The organism is Maridesulfovibrio salexigens DSM 2638 (assembly GCF_000023445.1).
GTDB classification, from domain to species: domain Bacteria; phylum Desulfobacterota; class Desulfovibrionia; order Desulfovibrionales; family Desulfovibrionaceae; genus Maridesulfovibrio; species Maridesulfovibrio salexigens.
This window is the reverse complement of sequence record NC_012881.1, coordinates 3,103,982-3,127,405: the sequence shown is the minus strand read 5'-3', so window position 1 is coordinate 3,127,405 and position 23,424 is coordinate 3,103,982. Positions and strand designations below refer to the sequence as shown.

General features: G+C 48.1%; 21 protein-coding genes. 14 read left to right on the top strand and 7 right to left on the bottom strand.

The window, feature by feature from the left end:
• Positions 1–208: 208 nt before the first annotated feature.
• Positions 209–2,194: an acetate--CoA ligase gene (acs, locus tag DESAL_RS14330; RefSeq protein ID WP_015852697.1), complete on the bottom strand. Its 1,986-nt coding sequence runs from the start codon at positions 2,192–2,194 to the stop codon at positions 209–211.
• 351 nt (positions 2,195–2,545) lie between these two features.
• On the opposite strand from acs, the gene DESAL_RS14325 reads away from it, so the two are divergent.
• The 3 genes from DESAL_RS14325 (at position 2,546) to DESAL_RS14315 (ending at position 5,140) form a co-directional block, all read left to right on the top strand.
• Entirely contained in the window at positions 2,546–4,093 is a 1,548-nt protein-coding gene (locus DESAL_RS14325) for a glycosyltransferase family 9 protein (protein ID WP_015852696.1), read from the top strand.
• Between the two features lie 82 nt (positions 4,094–4,175).
• On the top strand, positions 4,176–4,781 hold the full coding sequence (locus tag DESAL_RS14320; RefSeq protein WP_015852695.1) for a DUF8043 domain-containing protein: 606 nt from the start codon (positions 4,176–4,178) through the stop codon (positions 4,779–4,781).
• 5 nt (positions 4,782–4,786) lie between these two features.
• On the top strand, positions 4,787–5,140 hold the full coding sequence (locus tag DESAL_RS14315) for a hypothetical protein (protein WP_015852694.1): 354 nt from the start codon (positions 4,787–4,789) through the stop codon (positions 5,138–5,140).
• 209 nt (positions 5,141–5,349) lie between these two features.
• Here the strand turns inward: DESAL_RS14315 and DESAL_RS14310 are convergent, their stop codons facing one another.
• Positions 5,350–6,291, bottom strand: a complete 942-nt coding sequence (locus tag DESAL_RS14310) for a hypothetical protein (RefSeq protein ID WP_015852693.1) — start codon at positions 6,289–6,291, stop codon at positions 5,350–5,352.
• 233 nt (positions 6,292–6,524) lie between these two features.
• Here DESAL_RS14310 and DESAL_RS14305 point away from each other — a divergent pair, with 233 nt between their 5' ends.
• From DESAL_RS14305 to recJ, 10 genes are all read left to right on the top strand, one after another.
• Positions 6,525–7,382, top strand: a complete 858-nt coding sequence (locus DESAL_RS14305; RefSeq protein WP_015852692.1) for a ribonuclease H-like domain-containing protein — start codon at positions 6,525–6,527, stop codon at positions 7,380–7,382.
• A 275-nt stretch (positions 7,383–7,657) separates the two neighbouring features.
• A complete protein-coding gene (locus tag DESAL_RS14300; RefSeq protein ID WP_015852691.1) occupies positions 7,658–8,647 on the top strand; it encodes a class I SAM-dependent methyltransferase in 990 nt (329 codons plus the stop codon).
• 93 nt (positions 8,648–8,740) lie between these two features.
• Entirely contained in the window at positions 8,741–9,943 is a 1,203-nt protein-coding gene (locus tag DESAL_RS14295; protein WP_015852690.1) for a DEAD/DEAH box helicase, read from the top strand.
• Positions 9,944–9,986: 43 nt separating this feature from the next.
• Complete coding sequence (gene mtaB, locus DESAL_RS14290) at positions 9,987–11,276, top strand: tRNA (N(6)-L-threonylcarbamoyladenosine(37)-C(2))-methylthiotransferase MtaB (protein WP_015852689.1); 1,290 nt, start codon at positions 9,987–9,989, stop codon at positions 11,274–11,276.
• Between the two features lie 110 nt (positions 11,277–11,386).
• Entirely contained in the window at positions 11,387–12,268 is an 882-nt protein-coding gene (locus DESAL_RS14285) for a YicC/YloC family endoribonuclease (protein ID WP_015852688.1), read from the top strand.
• 9 nt (positions 12,269–12,277) lie between these two features.
• The gene (locus DESAL_RS14280; protein WP_015852687.1) at positions 12,278–12,538 is read left to right on the top strand and encodes a DUF370 domain-containing protein; all 261 of its coding nucleotides are present in this window, start codon (positions 12,278–12,280) and stop codon (positions 12,536–12,538) included.
• Positions 12,531–13,163: a guanylate kinase gene (gene gmk, locus DESAL_RS14275; RefSeq protein ID WP_015852686.1), complete on the top strand. Its 633-nt coding sequence runs from the start codon at positions 12,531–12,533 to the stop codon at positions 13,161–13,163. The genes DESAL_RS14280 and gmk overlap by 8 nt, the downstream gene beginning before the upstream one ends.
• Before the next feature lies 1 nt (position 13,164).
• Entirely contained in the window at positions 13,165–13,857 is a 693-nt protein-coding gene (gene pyrF / locus DESAL_RS14270) for an orotidine-5'-phosphate decarboxylase (protein WP_015852685.1), read from the top strand.
• 12 nt (positions 13,858–13,869) lie between these two features.
• Positions 13,870–14,694 carry a tetratricopeptide repeat protein gene (locus tag DESAL_RS14265; RefSeq protein ID WP_015852684.1) on the top strand — a complete coding sequence of 275 codons (825 nt, stop codon included), beginning with the start codon at positions 13,870–13,872 and terminating at the stop codon, positions 14,692–14,694.
• Positions 14,695–14,718: 24 nt separating this feature from the next.
• Positions 14,719–16,452 (top strand): single-stranded-DNA-specific exonuclease RecJ, encoded by a 1,734-nt coding sequence (gene recJ, locus DESAL_RS14260; protein WP_015852683.1) that lies wholly within the window; start codon positions 14,719–14,721, stop codon positions 16,450–16,452.
• A 90-nt stretch (positions 16,453–16,542) separates the two neighbouring features.
• Here recJ and DESAL_RS14255 read toward each other — a convergent pair whose 3' ends face one another.
• Genes DESAL_RS14255 through DESAL_RS14240 form a run of 4 tightly spaced genes read right to left on the bottom strand, consistent with a single transcriptional unit; the run spans position 16,543 to position 20,470 of the window.
• Positions 16,543–17,376 carry a hypothetical protein gene (locus DESAL_RS14255; RefSeq protein WP_157046966.1) on the bottom strand — a complete coding sequence of 278 codons (834 nt, stop codon included), beginning with the start codon at positions 17,374–17,376 and terminating at the stop codon, positions 16,543–16,545.
• Entirely contained in the window at positions 17,351–18,289 is a 939-nt protein-coding gene (locus DESAL_RS14250) for an alpha-L-glutamate ligase-like protein (RefSeq protein ID WP_015852681.1), read from the bottom strand. Before DESAL_RS14250 ends, DESAL_RS14255 begins: the two co-directional genes overlap by 26 nt.
• A 1-nt stretch (position 18,290) precedes the next feature.
• Positions 18,291–19,856: an inactive transglutaminase family protein gene (locus tag DESAL_RS14245; protein WP_015852680.1), complete on the bottom strand. Its 1,566-nt coding sequence runs from the start codon at positions 19,854–19,856 to the stop codon at positions 18,291–18,293.
• Between the two features lie 41 nt (positions 19,857–19,897).
• A complete protein-coding gene (locus DESAL_RS14240) occupies positions 19,898–20,470 on the bottom strand; it encodes an ATP-dependent zinc protease family protein (protein WP_245543832.1) in 573 nt (190 codons plus the stop codon).
• A gap of 179 nt (positions 20,471–20,649) precedes the next feature.
• Here DESAL_RS14240 and DESAL_RS14235 point away from each other — a divergent pair, with 179 nt between their 5' ends.
• Entirely contained in the window at positions 20,650–21,372 is a 723-nt protein-coding gene (locus DESAL_RS14235) for a DUF4198 domain-containing protein (RefSeq protein ID WP_157046965.1), read from the top strand.
• Between the two features lie 65 nt (positions 21,373–21,437).
• Here DESAL_RS14235 and DESAL_RS19815 read toward each other — a convergent pair whose 3' ends face one another.
• Positions 21,438–23,408 carry a PAS domain-containing sensor histidine kinase gene (locus tag DESAL_RS19815; protein WP_015852677.1) on the bottom strand — a complete coding sequence of 657 codons (1,971 nt, stop codon included), beginning with the start codon at positions 23,406–23,408 and terminating at the stop codon, positions 21,438–21,440.
• Between the last annotated feature and the right edge of the window lie 16 nt (positions 23,409–23,424).

Sequence of the window (23,424 nt, the reverse complement as noted above, 5' to 3'; positions counted from 1 at the left end):
GTGTATTTGCAAGAGCGAGGGCAAAAAAATAGACCGGAATATACGATGCTTCCATAGCCACCTTCCACAATAGATAGAAGCACTTTTCGTATATCCCGGTCTCATCCGGTCAGGCTGTTTGGCAGCCTGTTTCATATGGTTCAGACTGCTGAACTATTGCCCGGTTCTGATTAGAACCGGGCAACTTCGGGGCAACCTTTTACCATACTTATGGATTCATTATTTCTTCATAACCTTCGATGAGGTCGGTCACTACTGAAGGATCAGCCAGTGTCGAAGTGTCACCGAGGTTCGAAGTATCGCCTTCTACGATCTTGCGCAGGATTCGACGCATGATCTTACCGCTGCGGGTCTTGGGCAGGGAGGGAGCAAACTGAATTACTTCCGGTGCTGCCAGAGGGCCGATTTCCTTGCGGACGTGCATGCGCAGGTCTTTCATAAGATCATCGTCCTCATCGTATTCAGCCTTGAGGGTTACATAGGCATAGATGGATTGGCCTTTAACCTCGTGAGGCATGCCTACAACAGCTGCTTCTGAAACTGCCGGGTGAGAAACCAGTGCGGATTCGATTTCTGCGGTACCCAGTCTGTGACCGGAAACGTTGATAACGTCATCTACGCGGCCCATGATCCAGAAGTATCCATCTTCATCCCTGCGAGCTCCATCGCCGGATTCGTATACTCCGGGGAAGCCCTGAAAGTATTGCTGTTTGAATCTTTCCTGATTGCCCCAGACTCCGCGAAGCATACCGGGCCACGGTTTACGGATAACGAGGAAACCGCCTTCGTTGGGACCGACTTCTTCGCCGTGGCGGTCCACAATTGCCGCATCAATACCGGGCAGCGGGAGGGTTGCCGAGCCGGGTTTAAGCGGGGTGGCATAAGGCAGGGGAGACAGGATATGCCCGCCTGTTTCTGTTTGCCACCAGGTATCAACGATGGGCAGTTTTTCGGCACCGATATTTTCGTGGTACCACATCCATGCTTCGGGGTTGATGGGCTCACCAACCGTTCCGAGAATGCGCAGGCTGGAGAGATCGTATTTCTTGGTCCACTGGTCGCCTTCGCGCATGAGTGCACGGATGGCGGTAGGAGCGGTGTAGAAAATATTTACTCTGAATTTTTCACAGACCTGCCAGAATCTTGCCGGGTCCGGGTAGGTAGGCACGGATTCGAACATGATGCTGGTAGCGCCGAGGGCCAGCGGTCCGTAAACAATGTATGAGTGTCCGGTTACCCAGCCGATATCGGCGGTGCACCAATGAACGTCATCATCTTTAAGATCGAAGACCCACTGGCAGGTATGGGCTGCGTAAGTCATGTAGCCGCCGGTGGTGTGGAAAACGCCCTTGGGCTTACCGGTACTGCCGGAGGTGTAGAGGATGAAGAGCGGATCTTCGGAATCCATCAGTTCGTAGGGGCAGTTGTCGGTGATTTCCGGGTCTTCCATAAGTTCGGACCAGAGGCGGTCACGGCCTTCGACCATTTCAATTTCATTGTTTGCTCTGGGAACAACAATGCACTGCTCAACAGAGGGGCACTCTTTGAGAGCTTCATCGGAGTTGGGCTTGAGCGGGATTTTTCTTCCGCCGCGCAGAACGCCGTCACCGGTGATGTGTACTTTTGCGCCGCAGTCGTTGATGCGGTCACGCAGGCTGTTTGAGCTGAAGCCTGCGAAAATGATGGAATGGGGTGCGCCGATGCGGGTACAAGCCAGCATTGCGATAGCCAGTTCCGGGATCATGGGCAGGTAGATGGATACGCGATCGCCTTTCTCTACGCCCAGTTTTTTGAGTACGTTGGCAAAACGGCATACTTCGCGGTGGAGCATGTCGTAGGTATAAACTTTTACTTCATGGTCTTCCTCGCCCTGCCAGATAAGTGCGGCCTTGTTGCGGCGGCCGTTTTCAATGTGGCGGTCAAGGCAGTTGGCGGATGCATTGAGCTTGCCGCCTTCAAACCATTTAATTTCCGGTTTGTCGAAATCATAATCAAGAACGTTGTCCCACTTCTTGTCCCAGGTGAGCAGCTCGTCTGCGCGTTCGGCCCAGAAACCTTCCATGTCGTTGATGGAACGGTCATAGATAGCTTTGTATTCTTCAAGGCTTTTCACGCATGCGCCGGGGAAATCGGCAGGAGGATTAAAGAGCCTGTTTTCTTTGGAGAGACTTTCAATTTTTTGTTCTTCAGTCATGAGGTGGCCTCCTGAGGTCTTTTTTTAAAGTGCATGTGTAAGCAGAAAATTTTTACCGGATGTCTAGAGTTATATACATTTTTCCCTTTGCATGCACATGCTTTTCGATAAACGGTGGAAGAAAATCACTCAGGGGAAGTAAAAACCGTTTGGCGGAAACTTCGTGCCGTTTACCCGAAAAAGATACCGTTTGCTGTGAGTGGCGTTGTCTGCATAGTTAAGGTATACCCTTAAAAAGATGACAAATTACAAAACAAAGCGGCGAAGCCCTATTAAAATTTTTTGAAGAGTCCAGAGAAACTATTTTCAAAAAGTTTCTTTGGTCCCCGCAGGTCCGCCGGAGGCATCAATATGAAAGCGCTAGTTATAAATCTTACCCGTTTCGGGGACATCTTGCAGACCCAGCCGGTAATAACCGCCCTTACTGATCAAGGTTATGAAGTCGGGGTTATGTGTTTGAAAAATTTCGCCGGGACCACCCAGCTGCTGCGCAATGTAACACGGACTTTTTCACTGCCCGGAGCATCGCTTTTGGCATCCCTTGATAGGGACTGGCGCGAGGCGGTTAATGTCTTTGAATCATATTGTACTGAAATTGAAGAATCTTTTGATCCGGAACTGGTCATAAACCTGACCCCGTCCGTTTCTTCGCGGTTGATTACTCTCAGACTCGGTCAGGGACGCGAAGTTCGCGGTTTTGCCATGGACGATTTCGGATTCAATGCCGACACCTCACGCTGGGCCGGATTCCTGCAAATGGCATCCGCCAACCGCGGGTCCAGTCCTTTTAATGTGGTTGATCTCTTCTGCAAAGTTGCCGGGATCAATAAGCCTGCGCCTTTTGAGCTTGCTGAATCTACAGCGGAAATGAAGATTGCGGCCTTGAAGTTGCTGGAGAATCCTGCTCCCGGTGCACAGGGATTTGTAGGCTTTCAACCCGGAGCCAGTGAGGATCGCAGGCGTTGGCCTGTTGAGCATTTCAGAAAGCTTGGGCGCAGGTTGTGGAAGGAAAAGCGCATGGTACCTGTTCTTCTTGGCACTGAAGGCGAGAAGGGGCTGGGTGAGCGTATTTTGCAGGGCGCTGAATTCCCGTCTGTAAACCTTATGGGAGGAACATCCCTGCCGGAACTTGCGGCGATTTTGCGCCGTATAGACCTGCTGGTAACCAATGATACCGGGACAATGCACCTTGCAGCCGGTTCCGGAACTCCGCTGGCTGCTATTTTCCTCGCCACAGCACAGCCGTGGGATACAGGTCCTGCTGCTGCAAACCTGTGCTGTTTTGAACCTGATCTTGATTGCCATCCCTGTCCGTTTGGCAAAAAGTGCGCTTACGAGAATGTCTGCCGCAGGGAAGTTGAGCCTGATACTGTATTTGATGCTGTTTCATCTTTTCTTGATAGTGGAGAGTGGCCCCGAATCGAGAACAGAGGCGTGCGTGCCTACCTGACCGGGCGTGATGAGAGGGGGATGATTTCCCTGACTTCTCTTTCCGGGCATACGGATAGTGATCGTTATAAGTGGATTGTCTTGCAGCGTGAACTTTACCGTCGCTTTCTTGACGGCGATGAATTTGATGCAGCAGAACTTCCTAAGATGGAGTTATCTTCTGATTTGCGGTCCAGACTGCTCAGTTCTCTCAATAGTTGTAGGGATGTTCTCTTTTTATTAAGCAAGCAGGCGGTGATTCTTCAGGCTGATCCTATTGAAGCCATGAAAATGAAATTCTTGGCTAACTTGCAAAAAATACAGGATATATTGTCCTCCTGTCCTGAGCTTTCGGTGCTTTCTTCCATGTGGATGATAGAATCCAGAACCCATGAAAGCATGGATGGAGTTATGGATCAGTTAAAGTGTTACATGGCGCTGGTCGGTGCGATGTCGGTTTCTATTGAGTAGCGTTGGCATGACTCTTGTATGAAATAGGGCGTACCGGACCAACCGGAAAAAATTACGTACCTAATTTAGGAGGAGAGTCATTATGATCGTTATCGATGGAACCAAAACTGATCTCGATATCAGAAGCTTTGAAAATCTTGAGCAGGTTTTTGACAAGGTGATGGCAGACGGCCACCTTGACGACCGCATTGTAACCGACGTTAAGGTTAACAATGAACCTTTCAGTGAAATTTACCCCAACCAGTCGGAAGATATTGAAACTTCCGAAATCGACAGCCTTGAAATTGTCAGTGCATCCGCAGTTGAGATGGCTTCTGCCATCACTCTTGAACTCTATAAGGTCGTGAACATCATGGCCGGCGGCGGCAAGCAGGTTGCTGAACTTTTCAGACAGGCAGACGATGCTGAAGCCCTCGAACTTTATCAGGATCTTCTTGATGTTATCAGGGACTTCCTTGGCATGGTCGGAAACCTGCGTGATCATTTCTCCATTAAACAACACGATGATTTCGAAAAGGTTGTGGAAGATTTTTCCGGTCTTTTCACTGAAATGACCGAAGTCCTTGAGAACGAGGACTGGATTCTGCTGGCTGATTTGCTTGAATATGAATTCCTGCCTTCCGTTGAAAAATGGAAGAATGTTATCTCCATCATTCGTGAGGATCTCCGGGAGGTAGCCAAGAGGTAACTGTTATGGCTCAAACCTTGGAACTTCTGGATCAGGCTCTTGAAATCGGATACGAAGAGTTGAGATTTCTTGTGGCGGGCGAGGTGGACGATGCCTTTGATGCCGCAGAAAGAAGAGGTGTACTCACCGATAAGGCTCTGGAAACAAAAGAGAGCGTGAGTCTGGATGAAATTCTGGAAAAGCTTAACAAGCTCAAGAACCTGCAAGGGCAGCTTACCGCTGAAGCTAAGAAACTTCACGCATCGCTGCGGCAGGACATAGGGCGGGTTAAGAAGGAAAGTACCCGCTTCAAGGGGTACGGCAGTGTCGCACGCGGCACCCCCTTGATTGCCAATCGCTATATTAACAAGGTTGGATAGATTGCAGGACGATACATAAAACTGTCCTCCTGCGTAACCACGGTACAATTATCCCCCGCTGACTGAGTCGGCGGGGGATTTTAAGACTGAAGATAAAGCGCCATCTGTGGCGTAGCTGCAAAAAAGACAGAAACTCACGTATGCTTCAATACGCTTCGTTCCTGTCTTTTTTTTGCGTCTTACATCCGGAGCTTTCTTTTCAGTTTTGTTTAAATTTTTGCCCAGTCAATATTCTGTTCATTCTCATCGCGCATCTTTCCGGTGCTGGTGAATTCAATACCCACACGGCAGGTTTGGCCGTCCATATTTTCCATGGATCGGATTTTTCCTGCATACCAGTACGGCTTGAAAACTTTCTGCCGGAAATTGAACATGAAGATGCTGATCAGTACATCATCATCTATGTTTAATTTTGACTCAACAAGTACGGGAGAAGCGCCGACTCCGATACCTCCATTGGAAATGTTGATGACCTGATTATCCTCGTGTCCGGTGGAGCGAGGATCATATGAATTTACCGCAAGGTCGGGAATACGGTCAGCAAAAGTGGTGTCGTCGCTGTCCGGCTTGCCAAGCCATAGCTTGACCCGGATGAATTGCTGGTCAATGACGCGTTTGCGTTTGTGGCGGCGTCTTTTGACCAGTGAAAATTTAACTGGCGGGGTCAGGACCATTCTGCCGCAGTTACCGGTTTCACATTCAATGGTATTAATAGTCGACCTGAATGAGTTTACCTTTCCGGCTGCGCTTTGTTCCGGAGGGAACATAAGGATTAGTTCTGCAGTGGGGGTGAGGCGTGAAATCCCGCTCTCCTCGATAATTTCTACACGCATATGGTCAGGTTTTACCGCTGTGAGAACACCACGACCAAGCACGTTTTCATGCTCCCCGGCTGCTGCAATATCCATAATTGTCCCGCTGTTCTGAAAAAATTTAACAAAGTCTTGAGGACCTTGAGGCTTATGTTCCTTTTTAGGTTTGGGACGCAACAGCAGAAAAGCGAAAACAGCCGCCAGCAGAGCAAGCAGCCCCGCGGCCGAAAGAATCAGGTAGAGGGATTCCTGCGGCAGGCTTGTCAGGATTTTTTTTACAGGAGCGATTACTTCTGCCTGAATCAGATCGATTATGTATTGAAAATTAATTTTTTCCATTGTCAAATTTTCCATAGCGACTATTATTATGGTGAAAATATTTTTACCATCTATATATGTATGATCAGTGGCAGATTAATGTCAATGTTACGTAATTGCTGGACTAAGGAGCCTATTACGGCTAATCCTCTCCCTGACGTAGGGGTATTCTTCCGGTGATTCTATCGGGAATACGCATAAAAGGACACTTTGTCCGTATTGATTAACTACTTGAAAAACAGGGCTGTTTTTAAATGCTCGAAAGAACTTTTTGTCATCTCAAGGGAATTGGAAGCACAACTGAAGCCAAAATCTGGCAGGCTGGAGCGAATAGCTGGAACGACATCCTTGATGGAGTTGCCACGCCCCTTTCCGATGCAAAAATGAATGAATTGGAAAAAGGCTGCGGTGAATCAAAGCAGAAGCTTGAAGCATATGATGCTAACTGGTTCGCTGACCGTCTTCCTGCTTCCGACCAGTGGCGGATGTATTCTCACTTCCGCGATAATGTCGCTTATATTGATATCGAAACTACCGGGACAGATGCCCATAGTTGCGATATTACCACCATTGCGCTTTGGAACGGTAAAGAAATCAAGACATATGTGCAGGGTAAAAACCTATATGATTTTGAAGAAGAAATAGCTAAATATCCGCTTATAGTCAGCTTTAACGGTAAATGTTTTGATGTTCCGTTCATTGAAAAATATTTCGGTATCAAGGTTGATGCCGCTCATATAGACTTGAGATTTGTTTTCCGCTCTCTGGGTATTACCGGAGGCCTGAAAGGAATTGAGCGTTATTTCGGTATGGATCGCGGTGACGCTGAAGGGCTGGATGGTTATTTTGCCGTGCTGCTTTGGAATGAATATGAAATGAACGGTGATGAGCGCGCTCTTGAAACACTTCTGGCTTACAACGTGCTGGATAGTGTGAATCTGGAAAACCTCATGATCAAAGGATACAACCTGCATATCGAGAGATTCTCCCAGCATGATCTTACTCCCCTTGCCGAAAAGCCTGAACCTTTGAATCCATTCAGAGCCCATCGTGAAGTTGTGGATGGAATCAGGGCTAAATATTCCGGGGAAAGTTCTTTTCGCAGGTTCTGATTTATGTAATAGGCAGGTGTCATTTTTTGCCGCCTGTATGAAATGGTATTTTTTGCCTGTAAAGGCCGTTTTCAGCTTTGGAAACGGCCTTTTTTTGTGGTCTTCTTAAATTAATTAATTGAGTTAAATCAAGATTTTAGTTTGTATTCTAGACTTTTTTTATACAGAGAAATTGCCCCTCTTAATAAATGGGAACAGTCTGTGCATTCCCTTGTTCGGTAGGTAAAGCATGCCTCCATGATTCTAATATTATGATGTTCGCAAGGAGTGTTTAAATGCAGGAACAAAGCACAGTTGAGATGGGTAATATTCACCATGCGCTAGTGGATCCGGAAGAGATGGTCATTGATCCATCGTTATATAGCGACAGCCCCTTGCTGGATGACGTGGATCGTATGAGTGATCCTTCAGTCAGAATTTCCGATTCAATGATCATGGGAATGGTACTCAAATTTTTCTATTGCTATGTACATAAAGGCGGTTTTGATAAACCTGTCCCTCTTGAAGAAGTAAGCAAGCTTTGTGAAATGTTCAGCCGCCACCGCAGTCTCAATGAGCCTAATGATGATATTGAGCTTATGAATTATCTGCGTCAGTGGTCTTTTTCCTTGCGTATGCTTGCTGATATTACCAAGACCAGTCACATTATCCGCTCCATCGTGACTCAGAATATTTCCCCCAAGTTGCTCGAACAGGATGAATATGTCGGCCTTGATATCGGGACCGGAACCGGAATCCTCCTGCTTGCTCAGCATATTCATGCGCGGCGGAACGGTTTCAAGAACATTACCTTGTACGGTATTGAGTACGATAAGATGGTCGGGTTGCAGAGCTACAAGATTTTCAAAGAACTGGGCATTGCTGAAATTATCCTCGGCGATGCAAGGGATGCCAAGAATTACGCTCCGTTGACCAATAAGGTAGTGACTTTTGTATCCAACGAGACAGTAGCAGCCATGCACCAGCCTCTGCGACGTGAACATTTTGTCTCAATTTGTAGAACTCTGTTCCGCACTCTTGGTAAAAATATCAAAGATGCCGCTTTCTTCCCAGAAGGATTGATTGCTTTCTGCAAGGATTTGAATGTTTCAGTCCTTCTGGCTAAAAATACGGCTTTTCAGGGCCCCAAAGAATATCACGATATGAATTTGTTTCCGCAAGGTATCATAATCGAAGGAAATATCGTACCCTTGCATCAGCTTGGCGAGGAATTGTTGCCTTATCTTTCAGATTGGGCACAGCGCAGGCTGCCGCGCAGGTGGTAGATTCCGCACTTTACACGACATCATAAATATATAATGATCCGCGCGCCTCGCAAGGGGCGCGCTTTTTTATTTTTAATTTTAATGGAGTCCTGTTTGAGTTTCGACCAGTTTAAATTTGACATGCGCCTTATTTCGGGCATCCGCAGTGCCGGATATGAAGTCCCGACCCCTGTGCAGTTAAAGGCTATTCCTGCTGTGCTTCAGGGGCGCGATGTCATGGGTTTGGCCCAGACCGGGACTGGCAAGACTGCCGCTTTTGTATTGCCGGTGCTGCAACGTTTGCTGGATGAAGAAGCGGAAAAACGTGGTCCGGTAAAGGTTTTGGTTCTTTCGCCCACTCGTGAACTGGCCTTGCAGACACATGAGACTTTCATTGAACTGGGACGGCAGACCGGAATTCGCAGTGCTGCGGTCTACGGCGGTGCCGGAATCGGCAAGCAGGCCAAGGAAGTTAAGAAAGTCACTGTGATCAATGCCACTCCCGGAAGGCTGCTTGATCTTCTGGAACGTGAGGAAATAGACCTTTCCCAAGTGGATACCCTGATTCTTGATGAAGCTGACCGTATGCTCGATATGGGCTTTATGGATGAAGTTGAGAAAGTACTCGCAAAGCTGCCTGCCGAGCGTCAGAATCTTATGTTCTCGGCAACCATGCCCGATGCAATCAATAGTCTTTCCAAAAATATTCTGCACGATCCTGAAGTTGTGCGGGTTGCAGTGACGGTCAGTGCAGACGGGGTAAGCCTGTATAGTTGTCCGGTTCCTGTGCATTTGAAACAGAGTTTTCTCAAAGTCCTGTTCAATGAAATTGAATTTGAGCGGGTATTGGTCTTTGTTCGCACCAAGCGTTGGGCCAGAAGACTTGCCCAGCGTTTAGCCAAGGGCGGTCTGGCTGCTGCGGATCTGCATGGAGATCTTTCCCAGAGCAAGCGCAACCGCACTCTTAACGGTTTCAAGTTCGGTGATTTTACCGTGCTTGTAGCAACCGATCTTGCCGCACGCGGTATTGATTGTTCCAATATTTCTCACGTTATCAATTACGATATGCCGGACAATGTTGAAATTTTTGTCCACCGCACCGGCAGGACCGGACGGGCGGATGCTAAGGGCACAGCCTATACCTTTGTTGCTGATGAAGATAAGGCGCGGCTTGCCGAGATTGAAGAATCCCTGGGTTACGGGCTGGAGCTTTTTTATCTGGATACCTTTAATTACAATGCTCCCAAACTTGATTTTTCTGCACCTGTTCCAGATAAAAATGGTCGTAAAAAGCGCAATACTCAACATAAAAAGTAATAGTTTTATATCTTAAGGCTCCATGATAAAAGGAGCGGATAATATGGATACGGTAATGAAAAAATTCTGGATCACCACTTTAGGTTGCAAGATCAACCAATACGAAAGCGAATCTGTTCGCGAACGCTGGCTGCGCATGGGCTACGAGCAGGCCGAAAATGATGCTGAGGCCCATGAGATCATTATTAACTCCTGCGCTGTGACTCAGGCGGCGCTGCGTGATTTGCGCCAGACCGTGCGGGGAATTAACCGCCGTAACCCCGAAGGTAAAATAATTATCGCCGGATGCGCTGCTCAGGTTTTTGCCAAGGAACTGGCTGAACTCCCCGGAGTTGCCGATGTAATTCCGCAGGAACGTAAATTTGAGCTGCTCAAGCTTGAAGATGGACCTGAATCAACTGACGACACCACAATTTTCCAGCCGTTTGAAATTGATGATTATGAACGCTCAAGGGCGGTGGTCAAAGTTCAGGACGGCTGTTCCCATCGCTGCACCTACTGCATCGTACCCATTACCAGAGGGCCGAGTGTGAGCCGTGCTGTGGATGATGTACTTAAAGAGATCAGTCGTTTGCTGGCGGCTGGGTTCCGCGAGATGATTATCAGCGGTATTAACTTGAGTCATTACGGTCGTGAGTTCGAAGAGAAGATTGATTTCTGGGATCTCATGGAGAGGATTGAGGATGAATTCGGCCAAGAATGGGGAGGGCGCGCGAGGTTGCGCATCAGCTCCCTTGAGCCGGGACAGCTTAAAGAAAGGGCGTTGGAAATTTTCGCCAAGTCCAAGCTGATCTGCCCGCAGCTGCATCTCTCCCTGCAAAGCGGAGATCGGCAGGTGCTTAAGCGTATGGGCAGAGGCCACTACAAACCTGAAGACGTGCTGGTCTTTTTGGATAAGCTTAAAGAGGTTTGGCCTGTTTTTGGGCTTGGAGCAGATATTTTGACCGGTTTTCCCGGTGAAACCGAGGAAGAATTCAATAATACGCTTGAATTTTGCCGAAAACTTCCTCTTTCTTATGCGCACGTTTTTCCGTACTCTATACGTCCGGGCACCGCAGCCGCTTCTATGAAGGGGCAATTGGATGGTCCGACTAAAAAGGAACGGGGCCGGATTCTGCGGGAGCTGGTCGAAGAAAAGAAGCAGGAATTCCTGCAAAAAATTTCAGAAATGGACTCATTGAAAGTCCTTTTCCAAAATAAAAATAAGGGCATTTGTGAATTCTATTCCACCTGTATTCTGGAGGAAGGATTTGAAAACGAAGTGCCCCGTGATTTAGTAGAAGTAATACCCGTAGCAGCCAAAGACGGCAGCTTAATGGTGAAAATAAAATAAATAAATTTACTCCGGCGAAGCCCATCAAAAGTTTTTGGGATTCTTAAACCCTTATTACAAAAAGGGTTTAAGGCCCCCGGCAGGGTCGCCGAAGGCAAAAGGAGCAATAAATGCCCGTAAGTATGACCGGATTTGGTCGCGCTGAGACCACCGAAGACAAATGGAGCCATGTTTGGGAAATCCGCAGTGTTAACTCCCGTTTTCTGGACCTGAAATGGCGTCTGCCCAACTCCCTGCGCGGCTATGAATCCCGCTGGGAAAAGATCGTAAGAAAATATGGCTCCCGCGGTCGCGTAGACCTTTCCCTGAATCTTGAAGTTTTCAGCACCGAACTGCTGGGCATCAGCCTGAACCAATTGCAGGCAAAAGCTATGGTTGACCAGCTCAAAGACATGGCTGCTGCTGACGGTGTGGAGTTCACTCCTGATTACAACCGCCTGTTCAATATTTCCGGTCTCTGGCGTGATGCTTCCAGCGAACCTGATCCGCAGATGGCAAAGTCCATCAGCGAAGGTCTGGAGAAGGCACTGGCAAACTGGAAGGAATCCAGAGAAGACGAAGGTGCAGACCTCGTTCGCGATCTTGAAGAGCGTTTTACCCTGCTCAAGGAATACACCGAGAAGGTAAAAGTTAAGGTCCCTGAAATTCTTGAGACCAAGCGCGAAGCTCTGATCGAAAGAGTTAAGGGCAATATGGAAAATCTGGGCGCTGAATACATCGAAGACCGCATGGTGCAGGAAGTTGCTATCCTGACCGACAAGCTGGATGTTTCCGAAGAGATCACCAGACTTGATGCGCACCTTGAGCGTATTTTCGAAGTTCTGCGCGGCAACAAGGACGCCGGTAAGCGTCTTGATTTCCTGCTGCAGGAGACTTTCAGGGAAATCAACACCTGTGGTAACAAGTGTCAGGATTCCGAAGTGAGCAGGATTGTTGTCGAGTTCAAGGCTGAGCTTGAAAAATGCCGTGAACAGGTTCAAAACATTGAGTAATCCGGTAAAATGCAGAAGCAGACATTATTAAATATCGGTTTTGGTAATTTTGTGGTTTCAAGCCGCGTAATCACCATCGTCAACCCTTCTTCTTCACCCATGCGCAGACTGCGTGAGGATGCCAGACAGGAAGGGCGTTTGGTGGACGCAACTCAGGGCCGTAAAACCCGTTCGATTATTGTTACCGATTCCAACCATGTCATCCTTTCGGCAATTCAGGCGGAAACCATCGGGCACCGTTATACTTCCGAGGAGGTTGAGAATGACTGATCGACGTATCCCGGAAAAGAAAGGGCAGGTGCTGGTTCTCTGCGCTCCCTCCGGTACTGGGAAAAGTACGCTGGTTAAAAAACTGCGCGAAGACTTTCCTCAGATCGGTTTTTCAATTTCCTGCACCACCCGCGATCCCCGTGAAGGTGAGGAAGACGGTAAGGATTACTTTTTTCTTAGCGTAGATGAATTCAACGAAAAGCTGGAGGCCGGAGAATTTGCGGAGTGGGCCGAGGTCCATGGCAATTTTTACGGCACTCCGAAAAAGCCGGTTGAAAAGATGCTCTTTAAGGGCATGGATATCCTCTTTGACATTGATTTTCAGGGCTGCATGCAACTGATGGAATCAATGCCTGACGGAATTTTCGTTTTCCTGATGCCTCCGTCTTACGGTGAATTGCGCAAACGTCTTGAAGGACGCAATACCGATACTGAACATGTAATTAACCGCCGCATGATGAATGCCATGAAGGAAATGGCTTCCGCGCCGAAGTTTGAGTACTGGATCGTCAATGATGATCTGGATAAAGCTTATGGCGAACTTAAGGCTATTTATCTTGCCGGAAAAAACCGTCCCTGCAGTAATCCGGGACTTCTTGAAAGTATTTTAAGCACTTGGGAGTAATATGTCTGAATTAGTAGTAGCCCTTGATTTTAAAGATGCGCAGAGTGCCATCGAAATGGCTGAAAAAGTACGCGGTGTAGCCCCTTGGGTGAAAGTCGGTCTTGAACTTTTTTGCGCTGAAGGACCTGAGATCATTACCCGTTTTAAAGAGATGGGCTTCAAGGTTTTTGTGGACCTGAAATTTTTTGACATTCCCAATACCGTTAAAGGTGCAGTCCGTTCCGCAACCCGTGCCGGTGCTGATATGCTCAGCCTGCACGCTCTTGGCGGTGAACGCATGGCAGTTGCCGCCCGCGAAGGCCGTGCTGAAGGTGCCGGCGGTGAAGCAGGCCCTCTGCTCATGGCTATTACCATCCTGACCAGCATGGACGAAGATGATATTCCTTTCCCGGTTCCTAATGGACTGGGTTCTGCTGTACTCGATCTGGCTCTTGCCTCCTCTCAGGCCGGGCTTGACGGTGTGGTTTGCTCCGGTCTGGAAGTTGAAGCCATCAAGGAAAAGTGTGGTAAGGATTTTCTGGCCCTGACACCGGGCATCCGTCCCGCTTCCGTTTCCGATGACCAGCGCAGGGTTGTTACTCCGTCGCAGGCTGTGGATCGCGGTTCCAACTTCCTTGTTGTCGGAAGGCCTATTACCGGTGCAGATGATCCGGCTGAAGCTGCAAGAAGGATTGTCGCTGAAATGAATTCATAAGGGAGATTGCTTATGGCTGCCAACCGAATTTCCGGAGTGTTCTCGGCCCGTACCGAAGGTTCTGTCGGTACTGGAACCACTACCCGCCAGTCTGTGCAAAAGACATATTGGTTTGCGGAAGAGCAGAATACCGGTGCTTTGGAAGTGCAGCCTCTTAACAGCAATAATGTCCCGTCCGGTCCGAAGATGACAATTGAACGGGATAAATTTCTCGATAATTATCATCCTGAACCGGAATATTATGCCGAAGTCGTGCGTCCCAGCATGGATGCCCTGAACGGCTCCATTAAGCGTGGGGAAGGGCATCGTGCAAATGGCGAAAGCTATAGCGCAGAGTATGAGTTCGGACACGCCATTGATGTGGACGAAGAAAACGTGCGGGCTAATTTCGGGCTCGGCTTGACCTATCTGGAACGCGGAGAGACTTCCCGTGCCGAGGATGTCTTCCGCCGACTGGTGGGTATCGAAGCTATTTATGAGCCGCAGCACAAACATCTGTTCAACGATTTCGGTATCAACCTGCGCCGTAACGGGATGATAGAGCAGGCACTAGAGTATTATCATAAGGCTGAGGAGATCAGTAAACATGATGAGAATCTCTGCTTGAACATTGCCCGTGCCTATTACGAAAAAGGCAGTTTCGATAGTTGTATCAAGTACATAAAGAAATCTCTGAAACTGAATCCTGAATTGGAAGAAGGGATCATGTTTTGGTCCTATCTCAAGGGCATTGGTTATATTTCTGAAGACGAAGATAATCTTCGCATTGATGTTGATGCCTTTGAGAAGAAACAAAAGAAAGACGGTCCCATCATAGATCTTGAGATAGATTTCTAGTCTGAAAATCCACGGAGCCACAAATTGCCTAAAATCTGGAAGCTTAGAAGCGAGGAGGAACTTCCCTCCTCCATACCTGCTATTGCTGATGAACTCGGTATTACCGAACTGCTTGCGGAAATCCTTTGGAATCGTGGTTTTCAGAGCCGTGAAGATATGGATCTTTTCCTTTCTCCCGGTTTGCGCAATCTTTGCCAGCCAAAGGAGATTCCCGGATTGGAGTTGGCGGCTCAGGTTCTGGCAGATGGGCTTGCAGTAGGCAAGAAAATGGCAGTCTGGGGTGACTACGATGTGGACGGGGTAACCTCCACCGCTGTAGTTAAGACTTTTCTGGCAGATCGCGGCTATGAATGCGATCACTACCTTCCTAACCGTCTGGAAGAAGGCTACGGCCTCAACGTTGACGGAATCAAGAAACTGCACGAACAGGGTATAGACCTGCTTTTGACCGTTGACTGCGGCATCACTAACAACGCAGAGATTGCCGCAGCCAATGAGCTGGGTATGACCGTGGTTGTTTCCGACCACCACCTTCCCGGTGATGAGCTTCCCCCCGCTGCTGCTATCTGCAACCCGCGGCTGACAGAATATAACGGACAGAACTTCGAAAACTGCCCCTGTGCAACTTTGGCCGGTGTCGGCGTGGCTTTTATGCTCATGGCTCAGCTGAACAGACTGCTGCCCGGTGATCCGGCTGATGTGCGTGCTTATCTCGATTTTGTAGCTCTCGGCACCATCGCTGATGTTGTGGAACTTCAGGGTCAGAACCGTATTCTGGTCAAGAACGGATTGCTCTTGCTCAAAGAAGCCAAGCGTCCCGGACTGGCAGCCCTGAAAGTGGTCAGTGGCTATGACATGTTTGCCGCTATCGGCGCAGGACAGGTCGGCTTCGGACTGGCTCCGCGTATCAATGCTTCCGGACGTATGGGTGATCCAGGCAGGGCGCTCCAGCTGCTCATGGCCGAAGATATGGAGACCGCACGGCCCATTGCCAAGGTTCTGGATGAGTTGAACACCGAGCGTAGAGCTGAAGAAGACCGTATTTTGCAGGAGGCCATTGCTCAGGCTGAGGAGCATATTAAGAGAGATAACCGGGCCGGATTGGTGCTTTACTCCAAGAGCTGGCATCCGGGGATCATCGGCATTGTCGCTTCCCGTGTAGTTGAAAAATTTTATCGCCCCACCGTTATGCTTTGCGAAGAGGATGGAGTGGTCAAGGGCTCGGCCCGTTCCATCAAGGAATTTCATATCCACGAAGGCCTGACTAGCATGTCTGAGCTTTTTCTTAACTTCGGGGGCCATAAGCTGGCTGCGGGTATGTCTTTCAAAGCTGAGCTGCTCTCCGAATTCAGGGAGCGTTTTGATCAGGCGGTTATTGATAAGATCGGTTCTGAGCCGCTTAAGGCTTCGCTTAAGGTAGACCGTGAATTACCGCTGGAAAATATTGATTACGTGTTGCTTAAAGAGCTTGAATTGATGCAGCCTTTCGGTATGGGTAACCCGGAACCGGTTTTCACCACCCCTCCGGTTGAGGTTCTGGAACGCAGGCCTATGGGCAAAGCTCACGTAAAGCTTACCGTCACTGATCTTGAAAAGACCCGCAAAATGCCCGCCAAGGCATGGCGCATGGCTGAAGAACTAGGTTCCGAACTCATCGGTTCCACCATGCGTTTTGCTTTCTCGCCCAAGATAGACAAGTTCAACGGCATTCCGACTATTGAACTTACCATTCGAGATTATACACGGCGTAGGCAGTGAGTTGATGCGCTACGCGCTTGTCGATTTGACTTAGCCTCAGGGGGCATAAGCGCTGTCTCTCTACATGCCTGGTAGGGGAGATAGGGGAGATTAACTCAACCTCTCAATATCGATAAATTCAGTAGTTGCTGTATGGACTTTGAACCTGTGGCCGTTGATCTCGATTACGGGTGTTCCAAGCGGGATTTCCACGGTTTGGCGGTGAATTACTTTAGGACGGCTGCCGCCTTCAAGGTAGCGGATTTCAAAGAGAATGGTCATCCCTTTTTTGCCCAGAAACCTGATTACATAATGGTGCTCGGAATCCGGCAGGACGTTGGTTCTGATAACTTTTTTGAATTTAAGCTTCCGTGGGCTTATTTCTGCCTGAACTCTCTTGAAAACATCACTTCTGTCCGTGGGGATGAGCATGGTCGAGGAAAGAGTGCCGTCTTTTTCCAATGTACCGAAGAATGAATCCAATAGAATTACTCCTCCGGGCAGTCCTGAATTCATAAGTTCATATGTAACGTTGGAATATCCTTTTATTGTCTTGGGAGGATTTTGATCCCTTGTCAGCAGGATTATTTTGAAGTCGCGGTTTGTCTGCATTTTGGGCAGAGTGATGACCTCTTCATCATATTCTAAGAAGCGGAGAATATCCGCTCCGGCAGGATATGATATTCGGGCCCCAGTGGGCATGCTTTGCGAGCGGACATTACGCAGTTTGTGTTTGTCCGGCTGTCTGGTTAGGTTTATGTCTAGACGCACTTCTCTTTTACCCAGCGGTGCTTTCTCTTTGGCGATTTCTACCGGAAGAGGAGGAACCGGAGGTACAATGACTTTGGGTTGCTGTTTACAAGCTGCAAGCAGACATAAACTTAAGCAGCAGATAAGGATTGCAGACTTTTGCAGCATGTTATGATCCGAAATTTTCCATGGCATATTGAATTCTCTCTTGTTCAGAGTGCAGATCCTGATGAACGCTGTCGACTTTGTCCAGTCTATGTTGCAGCCCGCACCTATTGGCAACTTGAATTGCCAGACCGGGACGCGCATTGAGTTCAAGGATCAGCGGTCCCAGATTTTTATCCAAGACAATATCTACACCGAGGTAGCCCAATCCGGTTACGCTATAACCCAAAGCGGCCTGCTTCAACAGCTCCGGCCAGTCCGGAATTGATACTCCTGCGACAGGGTGCAGTGTATCAGGGTGGTGGGTGCAACTGTTGTTTTTCCATACTGCGCTGGTGGTCATACCGGTACACATGTCTATTCCACACCCCATAGCACCTTGGTGCAGGTTCGCTTTTCCGTCTGATTCTCTTGTCGGCAAGCGAAGCATAGCCATTACCGGTATTCCCTTGTAGACAATGATCCTGATATCCGGGACACCCTGATAGGCGATGTCTTTGAATATGGGCGAGAATTGTACGCAGTATTCAAGCATTGCCTTATCCGGCATTCCGCCAAGGCTGTACATGCCGCTGAGGATATTGGAAATGTGAAAAGATATGGCATCTTCAGCAACTAAAGAATCATCGGGTTTGCGGAAGCGTGGCCCGAGCTTTCCAGTGATGACCAGAATTCCATTTCCACCAGCCCCACGAGCAGGTTTTACAACAAATGAATCATGCTTCTGTAACAGGCCGGGTAACTTTTTAAGTTCATGCTGGGCCCGGAATACTCCGTAAAGTTCCGGGACATTGAGTCCTGCTGCCTGAGTAAGCTCCTTGGTGGTGATTTTGTCATCCACCAGAGGATAGAGCTTGCGCGGATTGTTGGGCAGTACATAAGCCCCGTTGCGTCCGTTGAGCCCTATGACTCCGATTTTTTTGAGTTTGCCGAACCAGCTCATATTAACCTTCCTTGAGGAAAGCGCGGAAGCGGATCAGATCCATCAGTCTGAAACCGGTATAGCGCCCGATCATGACGGTCAGTGCCAGCAGCACAAGAAAGAGTTCCGGGAACACAAAAATCAAGTGTTCGATGAACAGGTTGCTCATGGCGATGTAGGCAAGAACAGCGACAGCCATTGAGCCTATTATCTGCTGTATGGCCTTACCTGCGCCAAGTTCGTCCCACATGACTGATGTTCGCTCAATGGTCATACTCAGGATAACCATGGGGAACAGGCTGACCGAAACACCGCGCGGGAAGCCCAGCTTAAAGCTGATAATACTGATCCCGGCCATGAGCAGCACTACAACCATGAGCACGCATGCCAGACGTGGCACCAGTAATAACTTCAGGTGTTCAAGGTATAGACGCACTGCCAGTCCGAGGATGATGACAATGGAAAACAGACATAATCCCCACAGCAGCTGTGTTTCGCGAAATGACAGGGCTATCAGTACTGGCATGAATGTACCGAACGTTGTGATGCCTATCACATTTCGTAGAAAGACCAGCAGCAGTACACCGATAGGGATGAGCAGGATAACCCTGTAGGTAGCCTGAGCCTGTACCGGAAGGTTGAACAGGGAGAATTCCAGTATTGTCGGGGCTGAGATTGCAAGTCGGTCTACAACATTACCAAGAGTGCTGACCGTTGCCGGGACAGCGGAAAGGGTAACGCTTAAATTGCTTCCGCCGCTGACCGTAGCCAGTGGTGCATTACCTCGCCACCAAGTAACGAAATTTACAGGAGTCCCGAAACTTCTGTTGGCGACATCAAACATGTGCCATTTTTCGTTGTGGTAAAGCTCCAGCCAGTGTTTTAACCCGGCGTCATTCGAGGTAGTCAGGGTAATTCCGTGCACTGACTGTGCCGGGATGCCTGAAAAATGCAGCAGCCGCACAGCCATATTTACCACCCCAAGCGTATTTTCCGTGTCGCGGAGCAGGTAAGCTGCATCCAGGTTGCTGGATGGCTCCATGAGCCGCTTCATGAGCTGGGGCACAAAGGTATCAATATCTGCTGATTCACTTCCGACCTCAGTAATCAGGGAGTTCGCGGCAACCTGTTCCGCTTCTGTGAAATGAGGGTCGCTCAGTTTGGGTATTTCGGTGGGGTGAACCCAGCTTTCTTCCACATTACTGTGTTTCGGCCTTAACCGGGCAGAGTAGAAGAGGTCCTGCTTGCCTTTGGCTGAGCGCCGGGACCATATCGCGACGATGTTGTCAGGATTTCTCGTCTGCTGCGGAGTGCCGTCTGCGGATTGCAGGGCGTGCAACAGTCCATAGTCATCACCGATATAATATTCGTCTGTTACAGTATATTGCGGCAACCTGTTCAAGGTTTGCAGCGTGGCTTTAACCGGACTTCCTTCTGCTTCAAATGAAACATGGGCTTCTACATTCCAGATTTCAGTCTGTTCTTCAGGAGTCAGGGGAAAGCCGAGAACAAAAGCTTTGTAGCTGAATATGCCCAGCCCCAATGTAAGGAGCAAGGCCACAAGTATTTTAAGCTGTATGGAATTCATAGTGGACCTTTCCGTAATTATTCACGGTGTGAATTCAAATTTTATTTAACGGGTTTGCTTAGTCTGTGGTGTCGTGAAGAATCAATGAGTATGCCGTGACGCAGTTCTTTTCTGCCGATGAGCATTTTGTATGAAAAGTTGGTGCGATCGGTCAGGTTAACGAAAGCTTCAAAAGTTTTTTGTCCGATCTGGAGCTGTACCGGAATAACAGGCCTGCGCTGGTATCCGGAAGGGCGTTTTTTTATGCGTACGATCCGGGCATAGGGACATGTTATGCGCTGGGTTTTGCCATGCTGGTCGGTAATAGTGAATGAAACTTTTTTATTTTTTTTATGAATTGTTATGTCAGTGGCATGAAGCGAAGAACTGTCCGCACCGGTATCAAGTTTTGCTTCCATGATAATCGGTGTTTCACGTTCCCATATTTTGATGGATACGTTTTCGATATAGCCCGCAATGATATGGTCAGTCGGTTTTACCTCCTCTGTTGCAGAGCAGGCGGTACTGAAAAAAATAGCTGTCAGCAGCAGAATTGCTGGAAGGGCGTGGCGCATTGTAATCCTCTCGTTGGGCGCAGAATCACGTGCTGGGACGGATTCGAGCTGATTTATCATTACCAAATAGTATGGCTTCCAAGTTATCACCCCGACCGCATCACTGGAGTGCAACAATTAATCGCAAAGGTCAAGAAACCAGTTTGATGTGCGATTGCTATTGACTTTTGATTTTTGAATTTGTATCTCTACTCACCAATGGAATTGAAATTCATTTTCATAATCGAATAAGGAGAAACATGATGATGAAGAAGATTGTTTTAGCGATGGCCTTTGTTTTGGCCTTTTCCTCTATTTGCTCTGCCCATGATATGTGGTTGGAGAAAAAAGGCCGCAAGGCTTACCTGATGTATGGGCATCCCGGATCAACCGATCCTTATCCCATCAGCCGTATCACCTCGCTGACCGGGATTAATGAGAACAACTGGAAAACTGCTCTTGAGCCTGTGTACAACAAGGGCGAGGCTTACGCATGGATCGATGACATCTATACAATGCTGACTGTCGAGTTTGATAACAAGTACTGGTACCACACAGAAGAGGGCGGCTGGCAGAATTTTGATCTTCCCAGACAGGTTTGCGGTAAGATTATTGACGAAGGCCGTTCATACAAGCTTTCCAAGACAATCCTCACGTGGATGGACAGCATGGATAAACCCATCGGGCAGCGCGCTGAGATTGTGCCTCTTAAAGATCCTACCAAGTTGAAAGAAGGGGACGTGCTTCCGGTTATGATGTTCTATGAAGGTAAGCCCATGCCCGCGGCAGGAGCACGTATCTCCACTACCACTGACCGTAATATTGAACATCCCGCGTTGGTTAACCTTAAAAATTCCAAACCTATCAACGTAAAGATTGGTCCTGCTGGCCGTCAGGTAATCATCGGTAAATATGAAAAGCGTCTCGATGATACCCGCCGTGTCTGGTACGCATTTTCTTTGAGTTTCAGAACTACGAAGTAGCTGGTTCTGCTTTTCCGCTGTAGCTTGATTGATTCCCTCCCCCGGACTTGGTTCGGGGGAGTTTTTTAGTTATCTTTTTCTTCCTTGCCTTCAATTGGCAACTTAATGGTGAAGGTCGTGCCTTCACCTATCTCTGATTCAATGTCTATGGTTCCGCCATGTTTTTCAATTATGATGTCGTGAACGATTGCCAGCCCTTGGCCTGTGCCTTTGCCCACTTCTTTGGTGGTGAAGAACGGATCGAATATTTTGTGTATATTTTCCTTTGAAATTCCACAGCCTGAATCTTTGATGCTGATACTTGCATAGGGAGGCTCTAATTCTGTGCTTACAGAGATTGTTCCTTTCTGGTCTTCCTGCGTGTTCTCGGCTATTGCGTGTGCCGCGTTTACAATCACGTTCAGCAGTACCTGATTGATTGCACCGGGCAGGCATTGAACCTGCGGCAGGTCAGGGTCAAGGTCGGTCTCAAGATCCGCGACATATTTCCACTCGTTGCGTGAGACCACGATCGTATTCTGGATGGCTTTATTAATATCAACAGCTTTAATCTTTTCTTCTCCGGAATGGGAAAAGTTCTTCATGGCTAAAACAATCGTGGCTACCCGTTCAACTCCTTCCAGTGCACGGTTACAGGCTTTAATGGATTCACTGCTGATAAAATCCAAATCAATATCGTCCTTATGTTCTTCGATTTCTTCAGTTATGTTTTTCCGCTCTTCCGGTGATTCCGCAGCCATGAATTTTTCATAAAGGTCAATCAGATCATTGGTATCGGCATATGCTTCCTTAACAAAGCGAATGCTGTCGCCAACGTATTGGATAGGGGTGTTGATTTCGTGTGCAATCCCGGAGGCAAGCAGTCCAATGGATTCAAGCTTTTGAGCAATGTTCAGCTTTCTTTCAAGGTGCTTGCGGTCGGTGATGTCAAACACAACTTGAACAAGGTGAGTTGTACCGCCTATGTGGACTTCAAAAAGATGGCGGGAAACAGGGAGCGGTGTAGAATCGATCAGATAAAGAACCCCCTCTTCATATGTCCCCTGCTCATGCCAGTTTGGGCAGAGCAGATCTTTTTGAGTATCTGAAGTAAAAGTTATTTTTGTCTGACATGTCGCGTTAAGGATTGCGCTGCGGTCCATTTTCAGAAGTTTCTCTCCAACGCCGTTGCAGTCTACCATAATGCCTTTGACGGGATCAAAGACGAATACCGCAGCTCCGATTCCTTCGAAAATTGTTCCTAGAAATTCCTGATGTTCTGCCTGTTGAATCAGGGCTTTTTTCTGCTCTGATATGTCATGCACATTGGCCAGAATGACTACTTTACCTTCAAATTCGATACGGTTCAGGGTTACTTCCACTTCAAAGATTTTGCCGTCTCCGGGGCGTTTGGAGGTCCATTCGAAAGAAACTTCTTCTCCGTCTACGGCTTTCTGCCAATATTGATCTAAAATATCCATGTCCATATCCAGAGCTGAAAAATCTTCCTTTATGGACATGTTGAGTACTGTGCTCATGTCTAGCTTGTATTTATCAAGCATAGTGTCGTTTACGTCCAAAATCCTTCCGTCAGCATCGTGGATAAAAATAGAATCATTGGTGTTGTTGAATATAAGCCGCATGGCTTCTTCTGCTTCATGGCGGTCCAGAACCTCACGGGTCAGTTCTTCCGTGCGTTTTTGCAGATCTGCTGTCTGTTTTTGCATCCGAATTTCTAGTTGGGCATTAATCTCCTGAAGCTCTTTTTCTGCACGACTGCGCGCTTCTACTTCATTCCTAAGCTGTTTGTTGGTTTGTTCTAATAATATGGCCTGTTTTGCAGCTTCTTCTAGCCGGATCTTAAGAGTAAGGTTGCGGGAATTGATTTTGAAAATAAAAAGTATAACGCCAAGAATGAGGATTGCCGCCGAGATCGTGAATATCATCAAATCGTGTGGAGAAATAGCCGGAGAATTGTAATTTATCCAGACAATGGAGATAACGAAGATAGCTATTAATGCAATTGTCCCGAGCATTGCCTTGTTGCTTTTGAACAAAATACCTCCTGCTGGC